The organism is Nocardioides sediminis, assembly GCF_003047295.1.
Lineage (GTDB): Bacteria > Actinomycetota > Actinomycetes > Propionibacteriales > Nocardioidaceae > Nocardioides > Nocardioides sediminis.
The window spans coordinates 45,554-63,973 of the sequence record NZ_PZYZ01000005.1; the positions used below are offsets into that span (position 1 = coordinate 45,554).

An 18,420-nucleotide genomic window follows, 5' to 3' on the forward strand; every position below is an offset into this window, starting at 1 on the left:
CCGCGGCGGAGGATCGTGGGTGGCGTGTCGACCGTCCGACCCGTGCTCCGTGCAGCGCTGACGGCAGCGCTGGTCGCCACGCTGCTGTCCTGCGGCGGTGGTGACGACGAGGGAGCGGACGAGGCGTCCACCGAGCCTCCGACCGCGGCGGCGGAGGCGACGGCCACTCCGGAGGTGACCTACCTGCCCGAGGGGGACCTTCCGGACCCCCTGACGCTGAAGGACGTCGACGGCCGCACGATCCCCGCGAAGCCGTTCGCCGACTTCGCCGTCGCGACCGGCGACGGGGTCTGGGTGACGGGGGTGCAACCGGGAGCCGTGCGGTACGACGACGTCTCCGGCGACATCACCGCGCGCACCCCCGTCCGCGGCTCCGTCGGCCAGGCACTCGAGGAGTCCGGCGGCGAGGTCCTCGTGCCAACGGGCGGACCCAGCGCCCTCCTGCGCCTCGACGCGGTGAACGGCGAGGTGCGGTCCCGGGTGCCGCTTCCCGGCAGCCCGGTGTCGGAGGGAGTCGTGGGGGCGGACGACGACGCGGCGTACGTCCTCGTGGATCCCATGACCCCCACGATCGCCGTGGTGGAGGGCGACCGTGTCACCGACACGATCCCGGCCCCGACGGCCGCCACCGCGGTCCGGGCCGCCTTCGGGGCGCTGTGGGTGCCGACGAGCCTGCACGCGGTCGAGCGCCTCGACCTGGCGTCGGACGAGTGGACGACCATCCCCACCGGTCCCCGGCCACGGTTCCTCGACGTCGGCTTCGGTGCGGTGTGGGTGATGAACCAGGGCGACGGCTCCGTGACGCGCATCGACGCCCAGACGGCGGAGACCGAGGCCGTCCCCGTGACGGGCGAGGCCATCGGCGGTGGCGACCTGACGACCGGCGCCGGGGCCGTGTGGCTGCGCACCGACACCGCGGTCGCCCGGATCGACCCGGACTCCCGCGCCGTGACCCACTGGATCGACCTGCCGCCCGGCAGCGGGAGCGTGGCCGCCACCGACCGCGCCCTGTGGATCACCAACCACGACCATCTCGCCGTGCACCAGGTGCCGCTACCGCTCCCCCGCTGACGTGAGGACCGGGGTCAGATCCCCAGCAGCTCGCGGCACTGCGTCGGCGTCATCGGCTCGCGCTGCGCGAGCCGGCCCAGCTCGACCGCGCGCTCGACGAGCTGCCGGTTGCTCTCCACCGGCACGCCGCGGGCGATGGTGAGCACGTCCTCCATGCCAACGCGCAGGTGCCCGCCCTTGGAGAGAGCGGCCAGCGCGACGGCGAGGGTCGTGCGGCCGATGCCGGTGGCCGACCAGGAGGTGACCTCCGGCGGCAGCATCGCGACCCCGGCCACCAGCGCGTCGGCGGTGCCGGGCATGCCGCCGGGCACGCCCATCACGAAGTCGCAGTGCACCTTGCCGCCGTGCGGCAGCCCGTAGGTCTTCAGCAGCCGTCCGAGCGCATGCACCTGTCCGAGGTCGAAGAGCTCGAACTCCGGCACGATCCGGCGCTCCTGCGCGAGCTGGTAGAGCTCGCACACGAAGGGCCACGGGTTGCTGAAGACGTCGTCGCCGAAGTTGGTCGTGCCCATCGTCAGGCTGCACGAGTCGGGCCCGGCGTCGAGCACCTCGAGCCGCTTGTCGAGCGGGTCGTGGACCGAGCCGCCGCTGGAGAGCTGGACCACCATGTCGCTGGACTCCCGGACCGCCGCCACCCACTCGCGCAGCAGCGCCTGGTCGAGCGTCGGCGCGTGGTCGCCGTCGCGGACGTGCAGGTGGATCATCGCCGCGCCGGCCGCCTCACACTCCGCGGCGGTGGTCGCGATCTCCTCCGGCGTGGTGGGCAGCTGCGGGCAGTCCGCCTTGCTCGTCTCGGCGCCCGTCGGTGCCACGGTGATCAACAGTCCCTCGGCCATGGGAGCACCTTAGGGTCGGCGCATGCGCGCCGTGCTGCAGAGGGTCCTGTCCGCGTCCGTCACCGTCGGCGGCGAGGTCGTCGGCCGCATCGACGGCGGCCTGCTGGTCCTCCTCGGCGTCACCCACACCGACACCGAGGCCGACGCCGCCTGGATGGCCCGCAAGATCCGCGACACCCGCCTCCTGCGCGACGAGCAGTCCGTGGGCGACGTCGGCGCGTCCGTGCTGCTGGTCAGCCAGTTCACGCTGTACGGCGACGCGCGCAAGGGCCGCCGCCCCACCTGGTCGGCCGCCGCCCCCGGCTCCGTGAGCGAGCCGCTGTACGACGCCGTGTGCGCCGAGCTCGAACGCCTCGGCACCCACGTCGAGCGGGGCGTCTTCGGCGCGCAGATGCAGGTGGCGTCGGTCAACGACGGACCGGTCACGCTGCTGCTGGAGTCCCCCGCGTCCTGAGGAGACTGCGGTCCTACCGGTGGTACCGCGACACGTGCGGGCAGGTCCGGTGCTTCAGCCGGCACCGCGCTCGTCGATAGATCCTGCGCACCCCGTTCTTCATGACGCAGATGCTGTCCCGCAGTCCCGACACGGACGGCGGGATTGAGAGTTCCTAGACGATGTCTGGAGGCTGTTTCACCCCGACGGGCGGACCGGGCCGCGCACGCCGCCGCACAGCCGTCGAGGACGTCCGGAGCGTCACGGTGAGCGTGATGCCGGGGATCGGCAGCCCGATGGCTACGATGTGGGCTGCTGTCCCTAGAGAGGCCCCCCGTCTGTCATGACCCAAACGCACGCCGACTACCAGCTGAGCCAGCTGGACCAGCTCGAGGCGGAGTCGATCCACATCTTCCGTGAGGTCGCCGCCGAGTTCGAGAAGCCGGTCCTGATGTTCTCCGGTGGCAAGGACTCGATCGTCATGCTCCGCCTCGCGGAGAAGGCGTTCTACCCCTCCAAGCTGCCGTTCCCGCTGCTCCAGGTCGACACCGGCCTGGACTTCGACGAGGTCCTCGAGACCCGCGACAACTGGGTCAACCGGCTCGGTGCCCGCCTGCACGTCGCGAGCGTCGAGGACGCCATTGCCCAGGGCATCGTCGTCGACGACGGCAAGACCTCGCGCAACCGCCAGCAGATCGGCGCCCTGCTCAACGCCATCGAGGAGAACGGCTTCACCGCCGCCTTCGGTGGCGGTCGCCGCGACGAGGAGAAGGCCCGCGCCAAGGAGCGCGTCTACTCCCACCGCGACGAGTTCGGCCAGTGGGACCCCAAGATGCAGCGCCCCGAGCTGTGGAGCCTCTACAACGGTCGCATCCACCCGGGCGAGCACATGCGCGTCTTCCCGCTCTCCAACTGGACCGAGCTGGACATCTGGCACTACATCGACCGCGAGCAGATCGAGATCCCCTCGATCTACTTCGCCCACGAGCGCGAGGTCATCCTCCGCGACGGCATGTGGCTGTCGGTCTCCGACGCCGTCCAGCCCAAGGGCAACGAGACGCCCGAGACCAAGATGGTCCGCTTCCGCACCGTCGGCGACAAGTCGCAGACCGGTTGCGTGGAGTCGACCGCGGCGACCACCGCCGAGATCATCGACGAGATCGCCATCGCCCGGGTCACCGAGCGCGGCGCGACCCGCGGTGACGACCGTTTCTCCGAGGCGGCCATGGAAGACCGCAAGAAGGAAGGCTACTTCTGATGGCTGACTCCCCCCAGACCGTGCCCGACCACGGCCAGATGGACCTGCTCCGCTTCGCGACCGCCGGCTCGGTCGACGACGGCAAGTCGACCCTCATCGGTCGCCTGCTGCTCGACTCCAAGTCGATCTTCGAGGACCAGCTCGAGGCCGTCGAGGCCTCCAGCCAGTCCAAGGGCTACGACTACACCGACCTCGCGCTGCTGACCGACGGTCTGCGCTCCGAGCGCGAGCAGGGCATCACCATCGACGTGGCCTACCGCTACTTCGCGACCCCGACCCGCAAGTTCATCATCGCGGACACCCCGGGCCACATCCAGTACACCCGCAACATGGTCACCGGCGCCTCGACCGCTGACCTCGGCCTGGTGCTCGTCGACGCCCGTCAGGGCCTCACCGAGCAGAGCCGTCGCCACGCCGTGCTGCTCTCGCTCCTCCGCGTCCCGCACCTGGTGCTCGCGATCAACAAGATGGACCTCGTCGACTGGTCCGAGGAGGTCTACGAGCGGATCCACAAGGAGTTCACCCAGTTCGCGACCAAGCTCAACATCCCGGACCTCGAGGTCATCCCGATCTCGGCGCTCCAGGGTGACAACGTGGTCACGCGCTCGGAGAACACCCCGTGGTACTCCGGCCCGACGCTCATGCACCACCTCGAGCACGTCCACGTGGCCTCCGACCGCGACCTGGTCGACGTCCGCTTCCCCGTGCAGTACGTCGTCCGCCCCAAGTCCGACGAGTTCCACGACTACCGCGGCTACGCCGGACAGGTGGCCGGTGGCGTGCTCAAGCCGGGCGACGAGGTCGTCGTGCTGCCCAGCGGCATGACGTCGACCATCGAGGCCATCGACCTCTTCAACGAGGAGATCGCCGAGGCCTTCCCGCCCATGTCGGTGACGGTCCGCCTCGCCGACGACGTGGACGTCTCCCGCGGCGACATGATCGCCCGGGTCAACAACGCGCCCAAGCCCAGCCAGGACATCGACGCGATGATCTGCTGGATGACCACCGAGCCGCTGCGCCCGCGCCAGAAGCTCGCCATCAAGCACACCACGCGCACCGCGCGGGCGATGGTCAAGGACATCCAGTACCGCCTCGACGTCAACAGCCTGCACCGCGACCAGGAGACCAAGGAGCTCGGCCTCAACGAGATCGGCCGCGTCCAGCTGCGCACCACCGTGCCGCTGCTGTGCGACCCGTACTCCAAGAACCGCACCACCGGCTCGTTCATCCTGATCGACGAGGCGACCGGCGTCACCGTCGGCGCCGGCATGATCAACAGCGGCAGCTGATCCGGGTCGGGCGTGGCGTCGACCGCCACGCCCGACCCCGCTCAGGCGACCGGAGTCGCCGGCTGGTGCCAGACGCGCTTCTCGACGACGACGCTGTCCGCCTCCGCCATGACCGGGCCCTCGCCGCCCAGGAGGCCGAGAAGCGCGAACGGGATCGTCGCCAGCGCGCGGACCGTCCTCGTGTACGCCGTGGGTCGCCGTACCGTGTCGACTCCTCGCGGGGTCCACGAGAGGTCACCTGCCTCGAGTCTGCGTCGCGCCTCCCGGCAGGCCAGGCCCGGCAGTCCTCGCGACTTCTCCCAGAGCTCGTCCTCCAGCCGGGGGCCGGGGACGCCCTGCAGCACGAGGCCCAGCAGGCGCCGGAAGCTCCCGCGGTCGAGCGGCTGGATGCGCACGACCGCGTCGCAGTCCCCGAGTGCCGCGTCCGACAGCTCGGAGACGGGCACGATCATGATCCGGCCGCGGGTCGTGGCGCGCATCTGGAGCATCGCCGCCAGGCCCTTGCTCAGGGCCCCCTGGTCGGGCAGCAGCTCGACCGTCGCGCCGGCGCCGGGCTCGGCGCCCTGGTCGGCGAGGGGGATCATCAGGGTGCGCGCTGCTTCCCGCGCCACCGTCTCCCGGCCCGAGCCGCGAGGGCCGACGAGCCACACCACTCCCGCGGGCCCGTCCGGGTCGATGAGCCAGCCGGTCATCGCCGACACGACCTGCTGGATCTCGCGGTCGCGCCCGACCGTCGTCTGGCGTGGGGGCCACTCGGCGCAGGCGCTGACCACCTCGAGGTAGAGGGCTCGTGTCTGGGGCGCCGGGTCCACGCCGTACTCGTCGGCGAGGTGCCGGCGCAGGCGCTCGAACTCCTCGACGGGCTTGGCGGTCTCCCCGACCGCGAACCAGGCCCGCATGAGTGCACGGGTCGACCGGTCCGACGTCTCGACGCTGGCGGCGCGCCTGGCGAGCTCCAGGGACCGGGTCCAGTTCGCGCATCGGGCGGCGGCCTCGGCGCCGGCCAGCAGCAGCTGGAGCCGCAGGCGCCGGAGCTCGTCGCGGGCTTCGTCGAGCAGGGGGCACTCGGAGCCGGCCACCTCCAGGTCACCGACGTAGAGCTCCTCCGCCTCGCCCACCAGGCCGACGACCCGGGCAGGGTTCCCGGCCATCTGCTCGACGCTCGCGGCGAGGCCTCGGTAGGCCGTGACGTCCACCCACACGTCGCGGAGGGCGAGCCCGTTGCCGACGCGATGGACCGCCTCGGCACCGACCACCTTGCGCACCTGGGACGTGGCGGTGCGCAGGCTCGTGCGACCGTGTGCCTCGTCCGCCGTGGGCCAGAAGAGCTCGAGGAGGCGGTCCATCGGCACCGACCGGCCGCCGGCCAGCGCCAGCACCCGGAACAGGTCGAACGTCTTGGCCGTCCGCCAGGCCGCGTCGGGCACCACCATCCCGTCCGCACCTCGGACCTCGACCCGACCCATCAGGCGTGCCTGAGCCAGCATCACTTCCCCCGTTGCCGTCATGGACGTCCTCCCTGGAGGAACCCTGCAACGTGCGAGTGGTCCCGCGTGCGTTAGTTCAGGTGGACCACCTCATTTCGGGTACGCCGCGTCGACGTTTCACGGATCCGTGACAGGGCGGTCCCGAGACTGCCGCGACGAGCGCGACTGCGCCGTCGACCGCACACCGGTGCGGTGCTGCTGGCAGAGGGAGGGACTCGCGATGAGTCGAAGAGGAGCACCCGTGGGGAAGAGTCCACGGAAGTCACGAGCAGGGCTCTTCGGCGCCCTGGCCACGGTCCTGGCGATGTCCGGGGTGACCGGCGGGGTGGTCGGCGCCCCGATGGCGCACGCCAAGGACACCAACCCGGACTTCGTCCTGATCGAGGAGGACCTCGAGCACATCCTCAAGCAGATCCAGATCGCCGAGGCCCACGCGGCCGGCGGTCGGCTGTTGTGTGCCCGGCCCACTGACACCACCGGGAAGTGCGTCCCGGATCCGGCGCTCCCGCTCGGCCTGCGGACCGTCGACGGGTCCTACAACAACCTGCTCGAGCCGACGTACGGCTCGGCGGACCAGCCCTTCCCGCGCAAGCTTCCCGTCCACTGGCGCAAGGCGGAGGCCGCCCCCCAGGGCGCGCCGCCGAACGACCCCGCAGACACCGCGATGTGCGACGAGGGCGAGACCTGCTACTCGCAGAGCAAGGGCTTCGTCTACGACTCCGAGCCCCGCGTCATCAGCAACCTGATCGTCGACCAGACGGTGGCCAACCCCGCGGCCCAGAACGCGGCCGCGAACACCCCCGGCTCAGAGATCGACGGCAACGGCAACGTCTTCATCCCCAACACCGCCCCCGACGAGGGCCTCTCGGCGCCCTTCAACGCGTGGTTCACCTTCTTCGGCCAGTTCTTCGACCACGGCCTCGACCTGGTCAACAAGGGCGGCAACGGCGACATGGTCGTGCCCCTGCGGCCCGACGACCCGCTGTACGTCGAGGGCAGCCGCACCAACTTCCTGACGCTGACCCGGGCCACCCGCTACCCCGGCCCGGACGGCGAGGTCGGCACCGAGGACGACGTCCACAACAACCAGACGACGCCGTTCATCGACCAGAACCAGACCTACACGTCGCACCCGTCGCACCAGGTGTTCCTGCGTGAGTACGAGCTCCGCGACCACGACGGCGACGCGGGCACGCCCGACGTACCCGTGGACACCGGCCGCCTCCTCGACGGCACCCTTCCTGGCGGCGGTACCGGCGGCCTCGCCACCTGGGCCGACGTCAAGCGGCAGGCGCGGGAGGTGCTCGGCATCCAGCTCGGCTCCAACCTGGCCCCGGGTGAGGAGCCCACCGAGGACAACAACGACTTCCCGGACGTCACCAACGTCCCGCAGGTCGACGTCGACCCCTACGGCAACTTCATCCCCGGCGAGAACGGTTTCCCCGTCCTGCAGATGGCGGACGGCACCGAGGTCGAGGGCGACCCGACCAGCCCGATCTCGACCGACGGGTCGGCGCGGACCAACCACGCCTTCCTCGACGACATCGCGCACGGCGCCACGCCGGCCCGCAACGACCTGAGCGGCTACGACAACGTCACCCTCGACGAGCACTTCGTCACCGGTGACGGTCGCGGCAACGAGAACATCGGCCTGACGTCCGTCCACCACGTGTTCCACTCCGAGCACAACCGGATGGCGCAGGCGATCGAGGACATCCTCGACAAGCCGGAGAACGAGCAGCTCAAGCTCGCCTTCATGGGCGAGCAGAACACCTACAAGGAGCTCCTCGGCCAGCCGCTCCCCGACGGGCCGGAGGCCGACGACTGGACCTACGAGCAGCGACTCTTCCAGGCGGCCCGGTTCCCGACCGAGATGCAGTACCAGCACCTCGTGTTCGAGGAGTTCGCCCGCAAGGTGCAGCCCGCGATCGACGCGATCGTCTTCAACGAGAACAGCTACGACGCGACGATCGACCCGGCCATCACCGCCGAGTACGCCCACGTCGTCTACCGGTTCGGTCACTCGATGCTCACCGAGGACATCCAGCGCCGGCTGCCCGGCGTCCCCGGGGTGGAGGACGTCAGCCTGCTCGAGGGCTTCCTCGACCCGCGGACCTACGATAACGACGGCGCACTGACGCCCGACCAGGCGGCCGGTGCGGTCATCAACGGCACCACCAACCAGGTGGGCGGCCAGATCGACGAGCACGTCATCGACACGCTGCGCAACAACCTGCTCGGCCTGCCGCTCGACCTGGCGACCATCAACATGGTGCGCGCCCGGGACGCGGCCGTGCCCCCGCTGCAGGTCGCGCGGAAGGTCTTCTTCGAGGAGAGCGGCGACCCGATGCTGGAGCCCTACGACAACTGGGTCGACTTCGGCCTGGGCATGAAGAACGGCGACAACTTCGGTCGCGAGTCGGCCAGCCCCAACGCGTCGCTGGTCAACTTCGTCGCGGCGTACGGCAAGCACGAGACCATCACCAGCGTCTCGACCGTCGCCGGCAAGCGCGAGGCCGCCAACCTGATCGTCAACGGCGGTGAGGGCGAGCCGGCCGACCGGCTCGACTTCATGAACGGCACCGGCGCGTGGGCCGACCAGAACGGTCAGACCACCACCGGTCTCGAGGAGGTCGACTTCTGGATGGGCGGCCTCGCCGAGGCGCTCGAGCCCTTCGGCGGCATGCTCGGCTCGACGTTCAACTACGTCTTCGAGAAGCAGATCGAGGACCTGCAGTTCGGCGACCGGTTCTACTACCTGTTCCGCAACCAGGGCAACCAGCTCTTCGCCGCCCTGGAGGCGAACTCGTTCGCCGGTCTCATCCAGCGCAACACGGACGCCACCCTGCTCCCCGCGGACATCTTCGCGGTGCAGGACCCGTTCATCGACCTGGAGAACCTGCCCGACCCGTGGCCCGAGGGCCTGGTCCGGATGGCCGACGGGACCTACCGCTGGGACGGTGACGAGCACGTCGAGATCCACGGTCTGCGGACCGGCGACATGCCTGCCACCAACGACAAGATCCGGGCCGGCCAGGGTGATGACGCCCTGTGGGGCTACGCCGGCAGGGACCGCATCGAGGGCGGCTCCGGCAACGACAGCCTCCTCGGCGGTGCCGACGACGACATCCTCACCGACACCTTCGGTGATGACAACATCAAGGGCGGCTGGGGCAACGACGCGATCAAGGCGGGCTCCGGCGACGACCTCGTCCTCGGCGGCCACGGCCACGACTTCGTCAACACCGGCAACGACTTCAAGACGGTGTTCGCGGGCACCGGTCGCGACGTCATCGTCGGCGGCGGCGGTCGTGACACGGTCTTCGGCGGCGAGCACGACGACTGGATCGAGGGTGGCGCCCACGCCGACCTCCTCCAGGGCGACAACGCCGACCAGTTCCAGGCCAACCCGCACGGCGGCAACGACATCGTCGACGGCGGTGCCGGCAACGACGACATCGAGGGAGAGGGTGGCGACGACATCCTGATCGGTCGCCCGCAGGGCACCGACCGGATGGAGGGCCTCGGCGGCTACGACTGGGTCACCTACCGCGGTGACACCACCGGCGTCGACGTGGACCTGCTGTTCACCACGCTCCAGCGTCCCGACAACCAGGCGATCCGTGACCGCTTCGACCTGGTCGAGGGCGTGTCCGGTGGCGCGGGCGACGACGTCATCCGTGGCATGGGCACCACGATCGACGACGTGGCCAACCTCGACGAGCACAAGATGACCCAGAAGTCCCTGGACCTCATCAACGGCCTCGAGGACATGCTCGACCCGGGTCACGCCACCAACTACGCCCAGCGCTTCATGGTGCAGGAGGCCGGTTTCGACACCGACGGTGTCAGCAACCTCCTTGTGGGCGGCGCCGGCAGCGACATGCTGCAGGGCCGGGTCGGTGACGACTTCCTGGACGGTGACGCCATGCTCGACGTCTTCGTCAGGGTCAACGGCACCCGCTACAACAGCCCGAGCGCCACGGCGCTCCAGAACGGGATCTTCAACGGCACGATCAACCCCGGCGACATTCAGATCGTCCGTCAGGTCGTGGAGAGCCCCACGGAGGGTGACAACGACATCGCGGTGTACGGCGCGCCCAGCTCGCAGTACACGGTGACCGACATGGGTGACGGCTACTGGCAGGTCGCCCACGACAACACCGACACCGAGGCCGAGGAGGCGGAGGGCTCGGACATCCTCCGCAACATCGAGCTCCTCCAGTTCGACAACGGGTGCTTCGTCCTGGGCCCGGAGCCGATGGAGGCGTGCGGCAGCTACGGCACCGCATCGCTCGACTACGAGCCGCCGGCGACGGAGGACCAGCCGATCACCGCGCGGGTCGTCTTCGACGGCGACAACACGGTCGACAACCCGACCAACATCCAGTTCCGCTGGATGATGGCCGAGGAGGAGGACATCAACGCTGCGGCGGGCTGGCTGGCGACCACCGTCCAGAACCCGCAGAGCTGTGCCCCCAACGGCGACGACAACCTCGAGTGCGAGGTCACCTTCACCCCCGGTGACTTCGAGGTGGACAACCTCCTCCGGGTCGAGGTCACCTTCCTCGACGACCAGGGCGTCCTGAGGACGATCCAGTCGCCGACGACGACCGAGGCCGTGGGCAACGTCCAGGACGCGCCCATCCCGCCGGTGCTCAGCACGCAGAGCCCGACGGTCGGCCAGGTGGTCCGCGCGTCGGGTCTCCAGGACCAGGACGGTCTCGCCGAGGCTGGTGAGACCCTGCAGTGGATCTGGCAGGTCTCCGACACCGGCGAGGCCGGCACGTGGGAGGTCGTGGCCACCAACCCGTTCACAGTGACGGGCTACGTGCCGCACGCCGACGACCTGGGCAAGTACCTCCGGGTGGTCGCCAGCTACACCGACGACCACGGCACCGCCGAGGAGGCAGCGTCGCTCCCGACCGAGAACCCGGTTGCCGAGCCCGCTCCCGCACCGGTGGCCCCGACGGCACCGATCAGCAACACCGCGGTCATCGACGGCGACGGCACCATCCGGGTCTCCTGGACGCGGCCGATCGACGACGGAGGTGCGGAGATCACCGGCTACGAGGTCACCGTGTACGCCGACGGAGAGGTGTTCGACACCCGCACCGCGGGTGCCAACGCCACCAACCTGCTGGTCGACGGCCTCGACACGAACCCCGCCATCGACTACACGTTCACCGTTGCTGCGGTGAACGAGACCGGCACGGGTGCTGCGTCGGAGCTGATGGGTCCGGTGAGCTTCACGGGGGCTCCTCCCGTCGTGGTGAGCCACACGCCGGCAGCAGGGGCGAGCGATGTCAACGTCGGGGCAGATGTGAAGCTGCAGTTCTCCGAACCCATCACCGGGTTCGGCGGAGCGAACGCAACACTGACCGCCGTCGGAGGCGACGAAGTGCCCCTCACCAAGGGCTTCTACGCCGACAACCGACTCTTCCTCAACCCCTACGGCGGAGGCGCGGGCAATCTGGCACCAGGCACCGAGTACCGGGTCACCCTCACCGGTGGACCGGACGGCATCCGATCACTGGGAGGAGTCCCCATGGAGTCGCTGACCTTCACCTTCACCACTGCTTCGGCAACCAGTGCCCCCACCGTGGTGAGCCACACCCCGGCTGCCGGGGCAACCGGGGTCAACGTCGGGGCAGATGTGAAGCTGCAGTTCTCCGAACCCATCACCGGGTTCGGCGGAGCGAACGCAACACTGACCGCCGTCGGAGGCGACGAAGTGCCCCTCACCAAGGCCTTCTACGCCGACAACCGACTCTTCCTCAACCCCTACGGCGGAGGCGCCGGCACTCTGGCACCAGGCACCGAGTACCGGGTCACCCTCACCGGTGGACCGGACGGCATCCGATCACTGGGAGGAGTCCCCATGGAGTCGCTGACCTTCACCTTCACCACCGCTCCATGATGTAGCGACAAGTCGGCTGGGCCGGCACCCATCATGGGTGTCGGCCCAGCCAACGTCATCAGGGTGGGGAAGGGGCGCAACTCACAACTCGCCGCCAGCGGCGTTCGGCCTGCAAAGTTCGGCCTTACAGCCAGAGGCGGAGGCGGAACACGAATCATTCCGCTAGGGCCCAAGTGGGGCAGCGCTCGCCACGACACGGTCGGCTGAGGAGGTCGCGGACCGATTCCTCATGTCGCTACAGTAAGTCCTCGCGTTTGAATAACCTTCTCTCTGCAGGGGGCACGACGCTTCCCAGAGCAGGGCCATGTGACGAGCGCAGTGGGCCCATTGAACAAACGGTGCCGGCACCCCGCCTCAACGGGTCCGAAGAATCTTCGCGGGATTGCCACCAACCACACAGAACGGCGGCACGTCCTTCACCACCACGGCGCCTGCTGCGATAACGGAGCCCCTCCCAATCGTTACCCCAGGCAGGATCATGGCCCGCTGGCCAATCCAAACGTCATCCTCGATAGTCACCGCCCGAACGGCGCGCATCCCCTGCTCACGCATCGGGCGACCTACGTCGCTGAAGGCGTGGTCTGTTGTGAAGATGACGACCTCCGGGCCCATCATCACGTCTGATCCGATAGTCACGGGGCCCTTCAAGTGACAGCGAATCCCAATCCCGGAGCGGTCACCCACGTGGACAACCCCGCTGGGAAACATGGCACCCTTTTCAATGTTGACGTCACGACCCATCGAGGCCAACAGCGGTTTCGCGGCCCTCCGACGGAGGACCCGCCAATACCTGCCACCGCGGGACCCAGAAGCCGGAAGGCGCATGCCGAACCCTCTATAGAGGATCATGAAGACGTATCGCATAGCGATATTCTAACGGCAACGGGCGGCGCAGAAGGAGGGAGGTGAGGTATGCGTCCCTCTCACAATGACCAAACACTTGAGGAAACCTTGGCTGATCCCGACCGTGAAAGCACGATTTTATCAACACCGCCCCAGTGTGCGGCATAACCCGTGCGGCTTGGCCAGCGCATTCGTTTCCAACAAGCTCGCGAACGCGAGGAATCACACACCCCTCGCAGCGGCCTCAACGATTGTCGAACGACGACCTGAAGAACGCCAATGCAGCCAGAGAAATATGATAGCTACCGAAACGCCTGTCGCTCCAGATAGTCCGCGAAGGGGGGTCTGTAACTCAGATTCGGACGATACCGCGACGGCCACCATCGGCAGCGCTGCCGAAATGGCGAACCACGTTAAGATTGAACGGTCTTTGGCGTATTTGTCTGCACCAAGCACGGCCACGGTGGCGGTGACCCACGTTCCACCAAGATAGCCAATCGCAATTGACAGCGGCCCGTTGCTTGACGCGAGCCAATACGAGGCCGCAACGAATAGGCCACCCCACGCACCGAGCGACATTACCGCCGCTGCGCGATTGGTCCGAGTACTCATCAAGACGATGCTAGGCGAGGCGACGCTAGTCAACAGCACAGCAAGCACCAAAACAGTCGCGGGAGCCGTCACCGCACCATAGCCTTCGCCCAGTACGAACCCAACAAACACCGGCAAGATGACGCCCGCAAGGAGCGTCGCGACGATCGCCACTGCCCCTAGCGCCACGGTGACGCGCATTCGCAGTTCGCGAAGTCGTTCCCCTTGTTCCGGATGAGTGTAGGCAGCCATCCTAGGTACGAGAACCATGGTCAACGCGCTCGGCAACAGACTCAGCGGGATCGCCAGAGAGACGGCAGCCGCATAGATCCCGGCGACCCGGTCCTCGTGGATCCAAGCCGATACCACGACCGAGAACTGGATCGTCCCAGCGCTTGCGAGTGACCCCAGTACGGCCAGCATTACAAATTGATCCACCTCCCGACCCAGCCGGGAGTTTGAATCACCAACCGTGGCCAGGCGGGGAAGACTCGCATAGCTGTACGCGCAAAAGGCGAGGCCCAAGACGAAGACTGCTAAGAACGAGGATGGCGCCACTCCCGCGCTGAGAAGTGCGTGAAACGTCAGCAGGCCCACGGCGCCGCTAGCAACTTGCAGCACGGCCTCGCGTTCAAAGCGACCCAAGGCAGCATGGACGCCACGCCCGAAACCTTGACCAGCAATCCCGACGCAAAGCATCACCACTGCTGCAGCCTCATGCGGGGCAATGCCAGACACGAGGGCCACCGTCATTACTACAGGGGATGCAATTAGTACAAACTGGGCTTGTCGGCGCACTAGGTGACGAGCCACTTGGGGAACTAGGGCACCGCCGCCTTGGGCGCGCTCGCGCGACACAAACTTCGAAAACGCCGCGCCGCCCGAAGCAGGCCAGAGAATGGCACAAACCGTCGCAATCGCTAAGGCAAGTGCAAACCTGCCATACTCCGCCGGACCAAGAACACGGGCGGCCGAAAGGGTGTACCCCAGACGCAAGCAACCTTGGACCAATAGAGCAGCGGCATTCAGAACTGCGCCGGACCACAGTCCTCGTCCCGCGCCCACTTCAGTTATGTTTGGACGAGCCAAGATCTTCATTACGCACTCATCCGCGTAGGGCCTTTTCGTACTCTTCGATCCATCCCGCCGTCCAGGTAGTCAACGAATATCGACTCAAGGCAGCTACACCGGCTAGCCTCTCTGAAGGATTTTTGAGGGCACTGCAAGCATCCAACATGGCCTCCGACATGCTCGGAGCATCGCCTGCCTTCAGCAGCCGATCAGGGACAGGGCGGAGCTCCCTTGTTCCCCCCACGTCGGTTGCGACAATCGGCAAGCCGGACGACATGGCTTCAATCAGAGCAACTGGGAATCCCTCCCATGCGGAGGACTGGACGTAGACGTCCGCTGCGCTCATCAGCGCGGGCACGTCCGAACGCTGACCAAGTAGGCGGATACGAGTCGAATATCCGTACGAGTCGATCGTCCTCGACAACTCGTCCCTCATCGGCCCCTCGCCCACGATCGCCACCGTCAAATTCGGGTTGCGAGCAAGTGACATCGACGCGGCCGCCACGAACGTCCGGTAGTCCTTCGCTGCTGTCAACCGACCAACGGACAATGCAAGAACGTCTCTCGCGCCCAACGCCAGCTCGGTGCGAACGCGTGCTCGACTCTCATCGCTGAACGCGAACTTCTCCAAGTTGACCGCGTTGTAGTGCACAGCTGTTTCTCGCGGAAGTCCATGCGCGGACGCCACGGCCTGACTCACCGCCACGGAACTCGACTTCCCCATCGGCAGTCGCGCCACAAGACGGTGCACAGCTCCACCCTCGCGGACACTGTGGAACGTTCTAATGCACGGCACGCCCGAGCCGCCCAGGGTGGCCAATTGAGAGGCAACATTCGCATGAAAGGCATGAGCATGCAGGACGTCCGGACCGAACTCCCTAAGAACCGTTCGCACCCCACGCTGGGCCTTGTAGAAGTGTTTTCCAACCTGATCGATCTCTAGGCACCACCGCTTCACACCCGGAGCAGTAACGACCTCATCCTTACCACTCAAGGACACGACACCCACGGTATGCCCGGCGGAAGCGAGCTGCTCGCTCAAGTCCCGGACGACCGACTGAATGCCACCGGTCGTCATTGACGTGGTGACCATCAGAATCCTCAAGCCTGTCGCCTCCGGTGGTAGACCCCACTACTGCGCCGCCGCGAGGCGACTCCAGTGCAAACAACGGATAGGAGAACGACGAGTGCAGCACAGGTGGCAGCATTAGAGAGGAGACTCGTCGTCGTGCCACGCATGAATGTAAAACTGAGGTAGCCGAGCACGACGAAGTAGGCTGCAAGTCTCACTACGGCGGTTTGAGGATGCTTTTCACTCGGCTTGAGGAGCCAGTTGCGAATAGCACCTAGCATGAGCCCGACGAAAAAGAATATCAGCGCAACCCCAACATACCCAGCTGCCCCCCAGCCTTCCGCGATCGGACTATATCCATAGCCATAGCCAGGCGCCCAGTTCGGGAAGTGAAGGCGCGCGAAGGTGACTGCGATGTCTTCTCCCACATCGAAGGGCCGAACTATGCTCGGTACGGGGCTGAATGCATTGACGATGGTCGGAACAAATGACCCCGTGCCTGGCTCCTGGCGAAGCACTACCGCCAGCACTGCGCTCGGGCCTGCCGGATCAATGTTCGTGAATAACCCACCATTGAAGTACTCAGCCAGAGCAGCACGATTGACTGATTCTCCAGCGCGCACAACTCCGTAGAGGGCCGCCCCGAGTCCAACGAATACAAGGACCCCAACCATCGCCGCAGCGACCACGCCCCCCGAAGGGACATCGCGCCGTTTGAGCCCGCAAAATAGCGTGCCACTGAGGGCCAGAAGTGCCACTAGAAGGGGATCTTTGTCGTTGGAGTAAACCGACCATGCGCACAGAGGAAGCAGCCACATCAAGGATGGCAGCACTCTGGTCGACCGCGCTATGCTTAGAAAGGCGAACATTCCATAACTTAAGTACGTCCATCGATTAACAAGGAAATATCCGGTTTCTCCAGCTCCAGACGCAGTTTGGGCGACATTGCTCAGGTAGTCCTGAGCAGCCAACACATTGTCATGGAAGATTGTTGACAGTAGGAGGGCGCCAAGGAGCGCGCTCAAGAGCGTAACAAAGCGCGCAGTTTGAACGCCCCCCGAACTGCTCTGCAAATCAGCCGCATAGGCGCGGCGGGCTAAGGACGAGTAGCCAATGTACAAGGCAATAAGTCCGAGGATCGCCGCCACAACACTCCGCTCGGCGATCGTCGGTGTCATGTGCTTCTGCGTGAATCCCAGAAGAGTGCTATCTCGGAGCCAAAGTTCGACGGGGACACTGATTGTATAGAAGAGAATTGAGAATGCCACGATCACTATGGGGGACAGCAGGCCGTCGACATCGGACCGTCGACTGATGACCACCTTCATCACAAAGACGTAAATGAGCGCCAAGACGATTACCATGCGCGATCACTGACCGGATTGGAGTTCGTCGCGCTCCCCATTGAGCAGGTAGTCTAGGAAACTCCGCTGGTCAACGGAGACCCGCCACCGCTCATATGCGCGGCCGGCACTCTCTCGCCGCGCGGCGTGATTCTCCGCGTCGAGGAGAATCCCTTCCAAGACCTCGCTCCAGGCTGCGACCGAGTCGCTCTTCACGATCACTCCACCCCCGTCAGCAATTACTTCGGTCCACGGGGTTACGTCCATGACGACGACCGGACAAGATCGCGAGAGCGCTTCTGCGATCACGTGCCCGAAGTTCTCGCCCGCGGTGGGGAGACAAAAAGCTTGGCATCGATCAAAATGACTGAATACGCTCGCTCGGTCCGCGGCGCCATGCCAAATGACACGAGCACCCAAGGGCGCAGCAGACTCTCTCAAAGCGCGTTCATATGCGGGGTCATCCGCTTCGCCAACGATGTGCAGAACGTACCGTCCGGACACTTGCGCTAGACCTTGAATCAACAGTTCCAGTTGCTTCTTGGGTGAGATTCGTCCCACATAGAGAAAGTGGGTCGTCGAACTTCGCTCCTGCGGACTGACATGAGCCTCGAGGGGAAGGAGGGTTTCGTTTTCCTTCACTAGGATCGTGCCTTCGACTCCCAAGTTCCGGATATGACCGGCTTCCAGGCTGCTTGATGCGTGCCAAGTAACCCTGTCAAACAGGCCCACTTTGCGCGCGAACCACAAGTAGCGCCCCTTCTTGCCAGACTTGAGCCTGAGGGCGCCGGGGTCGGCTTCTCCTCGCGGCGCCACCACAATCTGCGCGCCACGCCACAGGCCAACCCGATGAAGAAGCAGAGGCAATATGGAGAATCGGGGATTGAATAGTGAATTCAGATACACCGAACTGGGCTTGGCGTATCCGGAGAGGATAATGGCTCGAAACAGGTGATAAGGGTTGCCTGCAGACGCATACCAGACCCGTGCGTCGCCTCGACGAGTCCACTGATTTTGGGGTACATCCATGGGTTCACTCGCGCCATGATCTGTTCCCGACGTTATAACGCTAACAGCAGACGCGAACTCGCTACCCTGCACCATGGCCTCGACGGTCCTTGCCGGGCCGCCTCCGAGGAACGCGGGGGGGTAATGAGGCACCAGCACCAGCACGCCGGGAGATGTCGTGTCGTGCCTCGGACTCCA

At 66.5% G+C, this 18,420-nt stretch carries 12 protein-coding genes; 5 read left to right on the plus strand and 7 right to left on the minus strand.

Annotated features, from left to right (window positions below; all coding sequences use genetic code 11):
* The first annotated feature begins 24 nt into the window (after window positions 1–24).
* Complete coding sequence (locus tag DAI17_RS12570) at window positions 25–1,071, plus strand: NHL repeat-containing protein (RefSeq protein WP_107773458.1); 1,047 nt, start codon at window positions 25–27, stop codon at window positions 1,069–1,071.
* A gap of 14 nt (window positions 1,072–1,085) precedes the next feature.
* Here DAI17_RS12570 and DAI17_RS12575 read toward each other — a convergent pair whose 3' ends face one another.
* On the minus strand, window positions 1,086–1,907 hold the full coding sequence (locus DAI17_RS12575; protein ID WP_107773460.1) for a BKACE family enzyme: 822 nt from the start codon (window positions 1,905–1,907) through the stop codon (window positions 1,086–1,088).
* 22 nt (window positions 1,908–1,929) lie between these two features.
* Between DAI17_RS12575 and dtd the strand changes: the two genes are divergently transcribed.
* The 3 genes from dtd (at window position 1,930) to DAI17_RS12590 (ending at window position 4,887) form a co-directional block, all read left to right on the plus strand.
* Window positions 1,930–2,361, plus strand: a complete 432-nt coding sequence (gene dtd / locus DAI17_RS12580) for a D-aminoacyl-tRNA deacylase (protein ID WP_107773463.1) — start codon at window positions 1,930–1,932, stop codon at window positions 2,359–2,361.
* 322 nt (window positions 2,362–2,683) lie between these two features.
* On the plus strand, window positions 2,684–3,598 hold the full coding sequence (gene cysD, locus DAI17_RS12585) for a sulfate adenylyltransferase subunit CysD (protein WP_107773465.1): 915 nt from the start codon (window positions 2,684–2,686) through the stop codon (window positions 3,596–3,598).
* Window positions 3,598–4,887, plus strand: a complete 1,290-nt coding sequence (locus DAI17_RS12590; protein ID WP_107773467.1) for a sulfate adenylyltransferase subunit 1 — start codon at window positions 3,598–3,600, stop codon at window positions 4,885–4,887. The genes cysD and DAI17_RS12590 overlap by 1 nt, the downstream gene beginning before the upstream one ends.
* Window positions 4,888–4,928: 41 nt before the next feature.
* Here the strand turns inward: DAI17_RS12590 and DAI17_RS12595 are convergent, their stop codons facing one another.
* Window positions 4,929–6,374: an AfsR/SARP family transcriptional regulator gene (locus DAI17_RS12595; RefSeq protein WP_159081513.1), complete on the minus strand. Its 1,446-nt coding sequence runs from the start codon at window positions 6,372–6,374 to the stop codon at window positions 4,929–4,931.
* A 241-nt stretch (window positions 6,375–6,615) separates the two neighbouring features.
* On the opposite strand from DAI17_RS12595, the gene DAI17_RS12600 reads away from it, so the two are divergent.
* The gene (locus DAI17_RS12600; RefSeq protein ID WP_159081514.1) at window positions 6,616–12,294 is read left to right on the plus strand and encodes a peroxidase family protein; all 5,679 of its coding nucleotides are present in this window, start codon (window positions 6,616–6,618) and stop codon (window positions 12,292–12,294) included.
* A 354-nt stretch (window positions 12,295–12,648) separates the two neighbouring features.
* Here the strand turns inward: DAI17_RS12600 and DAI17_RS12605 are convergent, their stop codons facing one another.
* From DAI17_RS12605 to DAI17_RS12625, 5 genes are all read right to left on the minus strand, one after another.
* Window positions 12,649–13,158 (minus strand): acyltransferase, encoded by a 510-nt coding sequence (locus DAI17_RS12605; RefSeq protein WP_107773475.1) that lies wholly within the window; start codon window positions 13,156–13,158, stop codon window positions 12,649–12,651.
* Window positions 13,159–13,359: 201 nt separating this feature from the next.
* Entirely contained in the window at window positions 13,360–14,826 is a 1,467-nt protein-coding gene (locus DAI17_RS12610) for a lipopolysaccharide biosynthesis protein (protein ID WP_107773477.1), read from the minus strand.
* 7 nt (window positions 14,827–14,833) lie between these two features.
* Window positions 14,834–15,892, minus strand: a complete 1,059-nt coding sequence (locus DAI17_RS12615) for a glycosyltransferase (RefSeq protein ID WP_107773479.1) — start codon at window positions 15,890–15,892, stop codon at window positions 14,834–14,836.
* A gap of 8 nt (window positions 15,893–15,900) precedes the next feature.
* Window positions 15,901–17,235, minus strand: coding sequence for an O-antigen polysaccharide polymerase Wzy (gene wzy / locus DAI17_RS12620; RefSeq protein WP_107773481.1), 1,335 nt, complete (start codon window positions 17,233–17,235; stop codon window positions 15,901–15,903).
* 6 nt (window positions 17,236–17,241) lie between these two features.
* Window positions 17,242–18,387, minus strand: coding sequence for a glycosyltransferase (locus DAI17_RS12625; RefSeq protein WP_159081515.1), 1,146 nt, complete (start codon window positions 18,385–18,387; stop codon window positions 17,242–17,244).
* Window positions 18,388–18,420 lie beyond the last annotated feature (33 nt).

Coding starts and splice junctions, on each gene's coding strand:
- DAI17_RS12575 (WP_107773460.1), bottom strand. CDS start 1,907: ATGGCCGAGGGACTGTTGATCACCGTGGCACCGACGGGCGCCGAGACG.
- DAI17_RS12595 (WP_159081513.1), bottom strand. CDS start 6,374: ATGCTGGCTCAGGCACGCCTGATGGGTCGGGTCGAGGTCCGAGGTGCG.
- DAI17_RS12610 (WP_107773477.1), bottom strand. CDS start 14,826: ATGAAGATCTTGGCTCGTCCAAACATAACTGAAGTGGGCGCGGGACGA.
- DAI17_RS12590 (WP_107773467.1), top strand. CDS start 3,598: ATGGCTGACTCCCCCCAGACCGTGCCCGACCACGGCCAGATGGACCTG.
- cysD (WP_107773465.1), top strand. CDS start 2,684: ATGACCCAAACGCACGCCGACTACCAGCTGAGCCAGCTGGACCAGCTC.
- DAI17_RS12615 (WP_107773479.1), bottom strand. CDS start 15,892: ATGGTCACCACGTCAATGACGACCGGTGGCATTCAGTCGGTCGTCCGG.
- wzy (WP_107773481.1), bottom strand. CDS start 17,235: ATGGTAATCGTCTTGGCGCTCATTTACGTCTTTGTGATGAAGGTGGTC.
- dtd (WP_107773463.1), top strand. CDS start 1,930: ATGCGCGCCGTGCTGCAGAGGGTCCTGTCCGCGTCCGTCACCGTCGGC.
- DAI17_RS12605 (WP_107773475.1), bottom strand. CDS start 13,158: ATGCGATACGTCTTCATGATCCTCTATAGAGGGTTCGGCATGCGCCTT.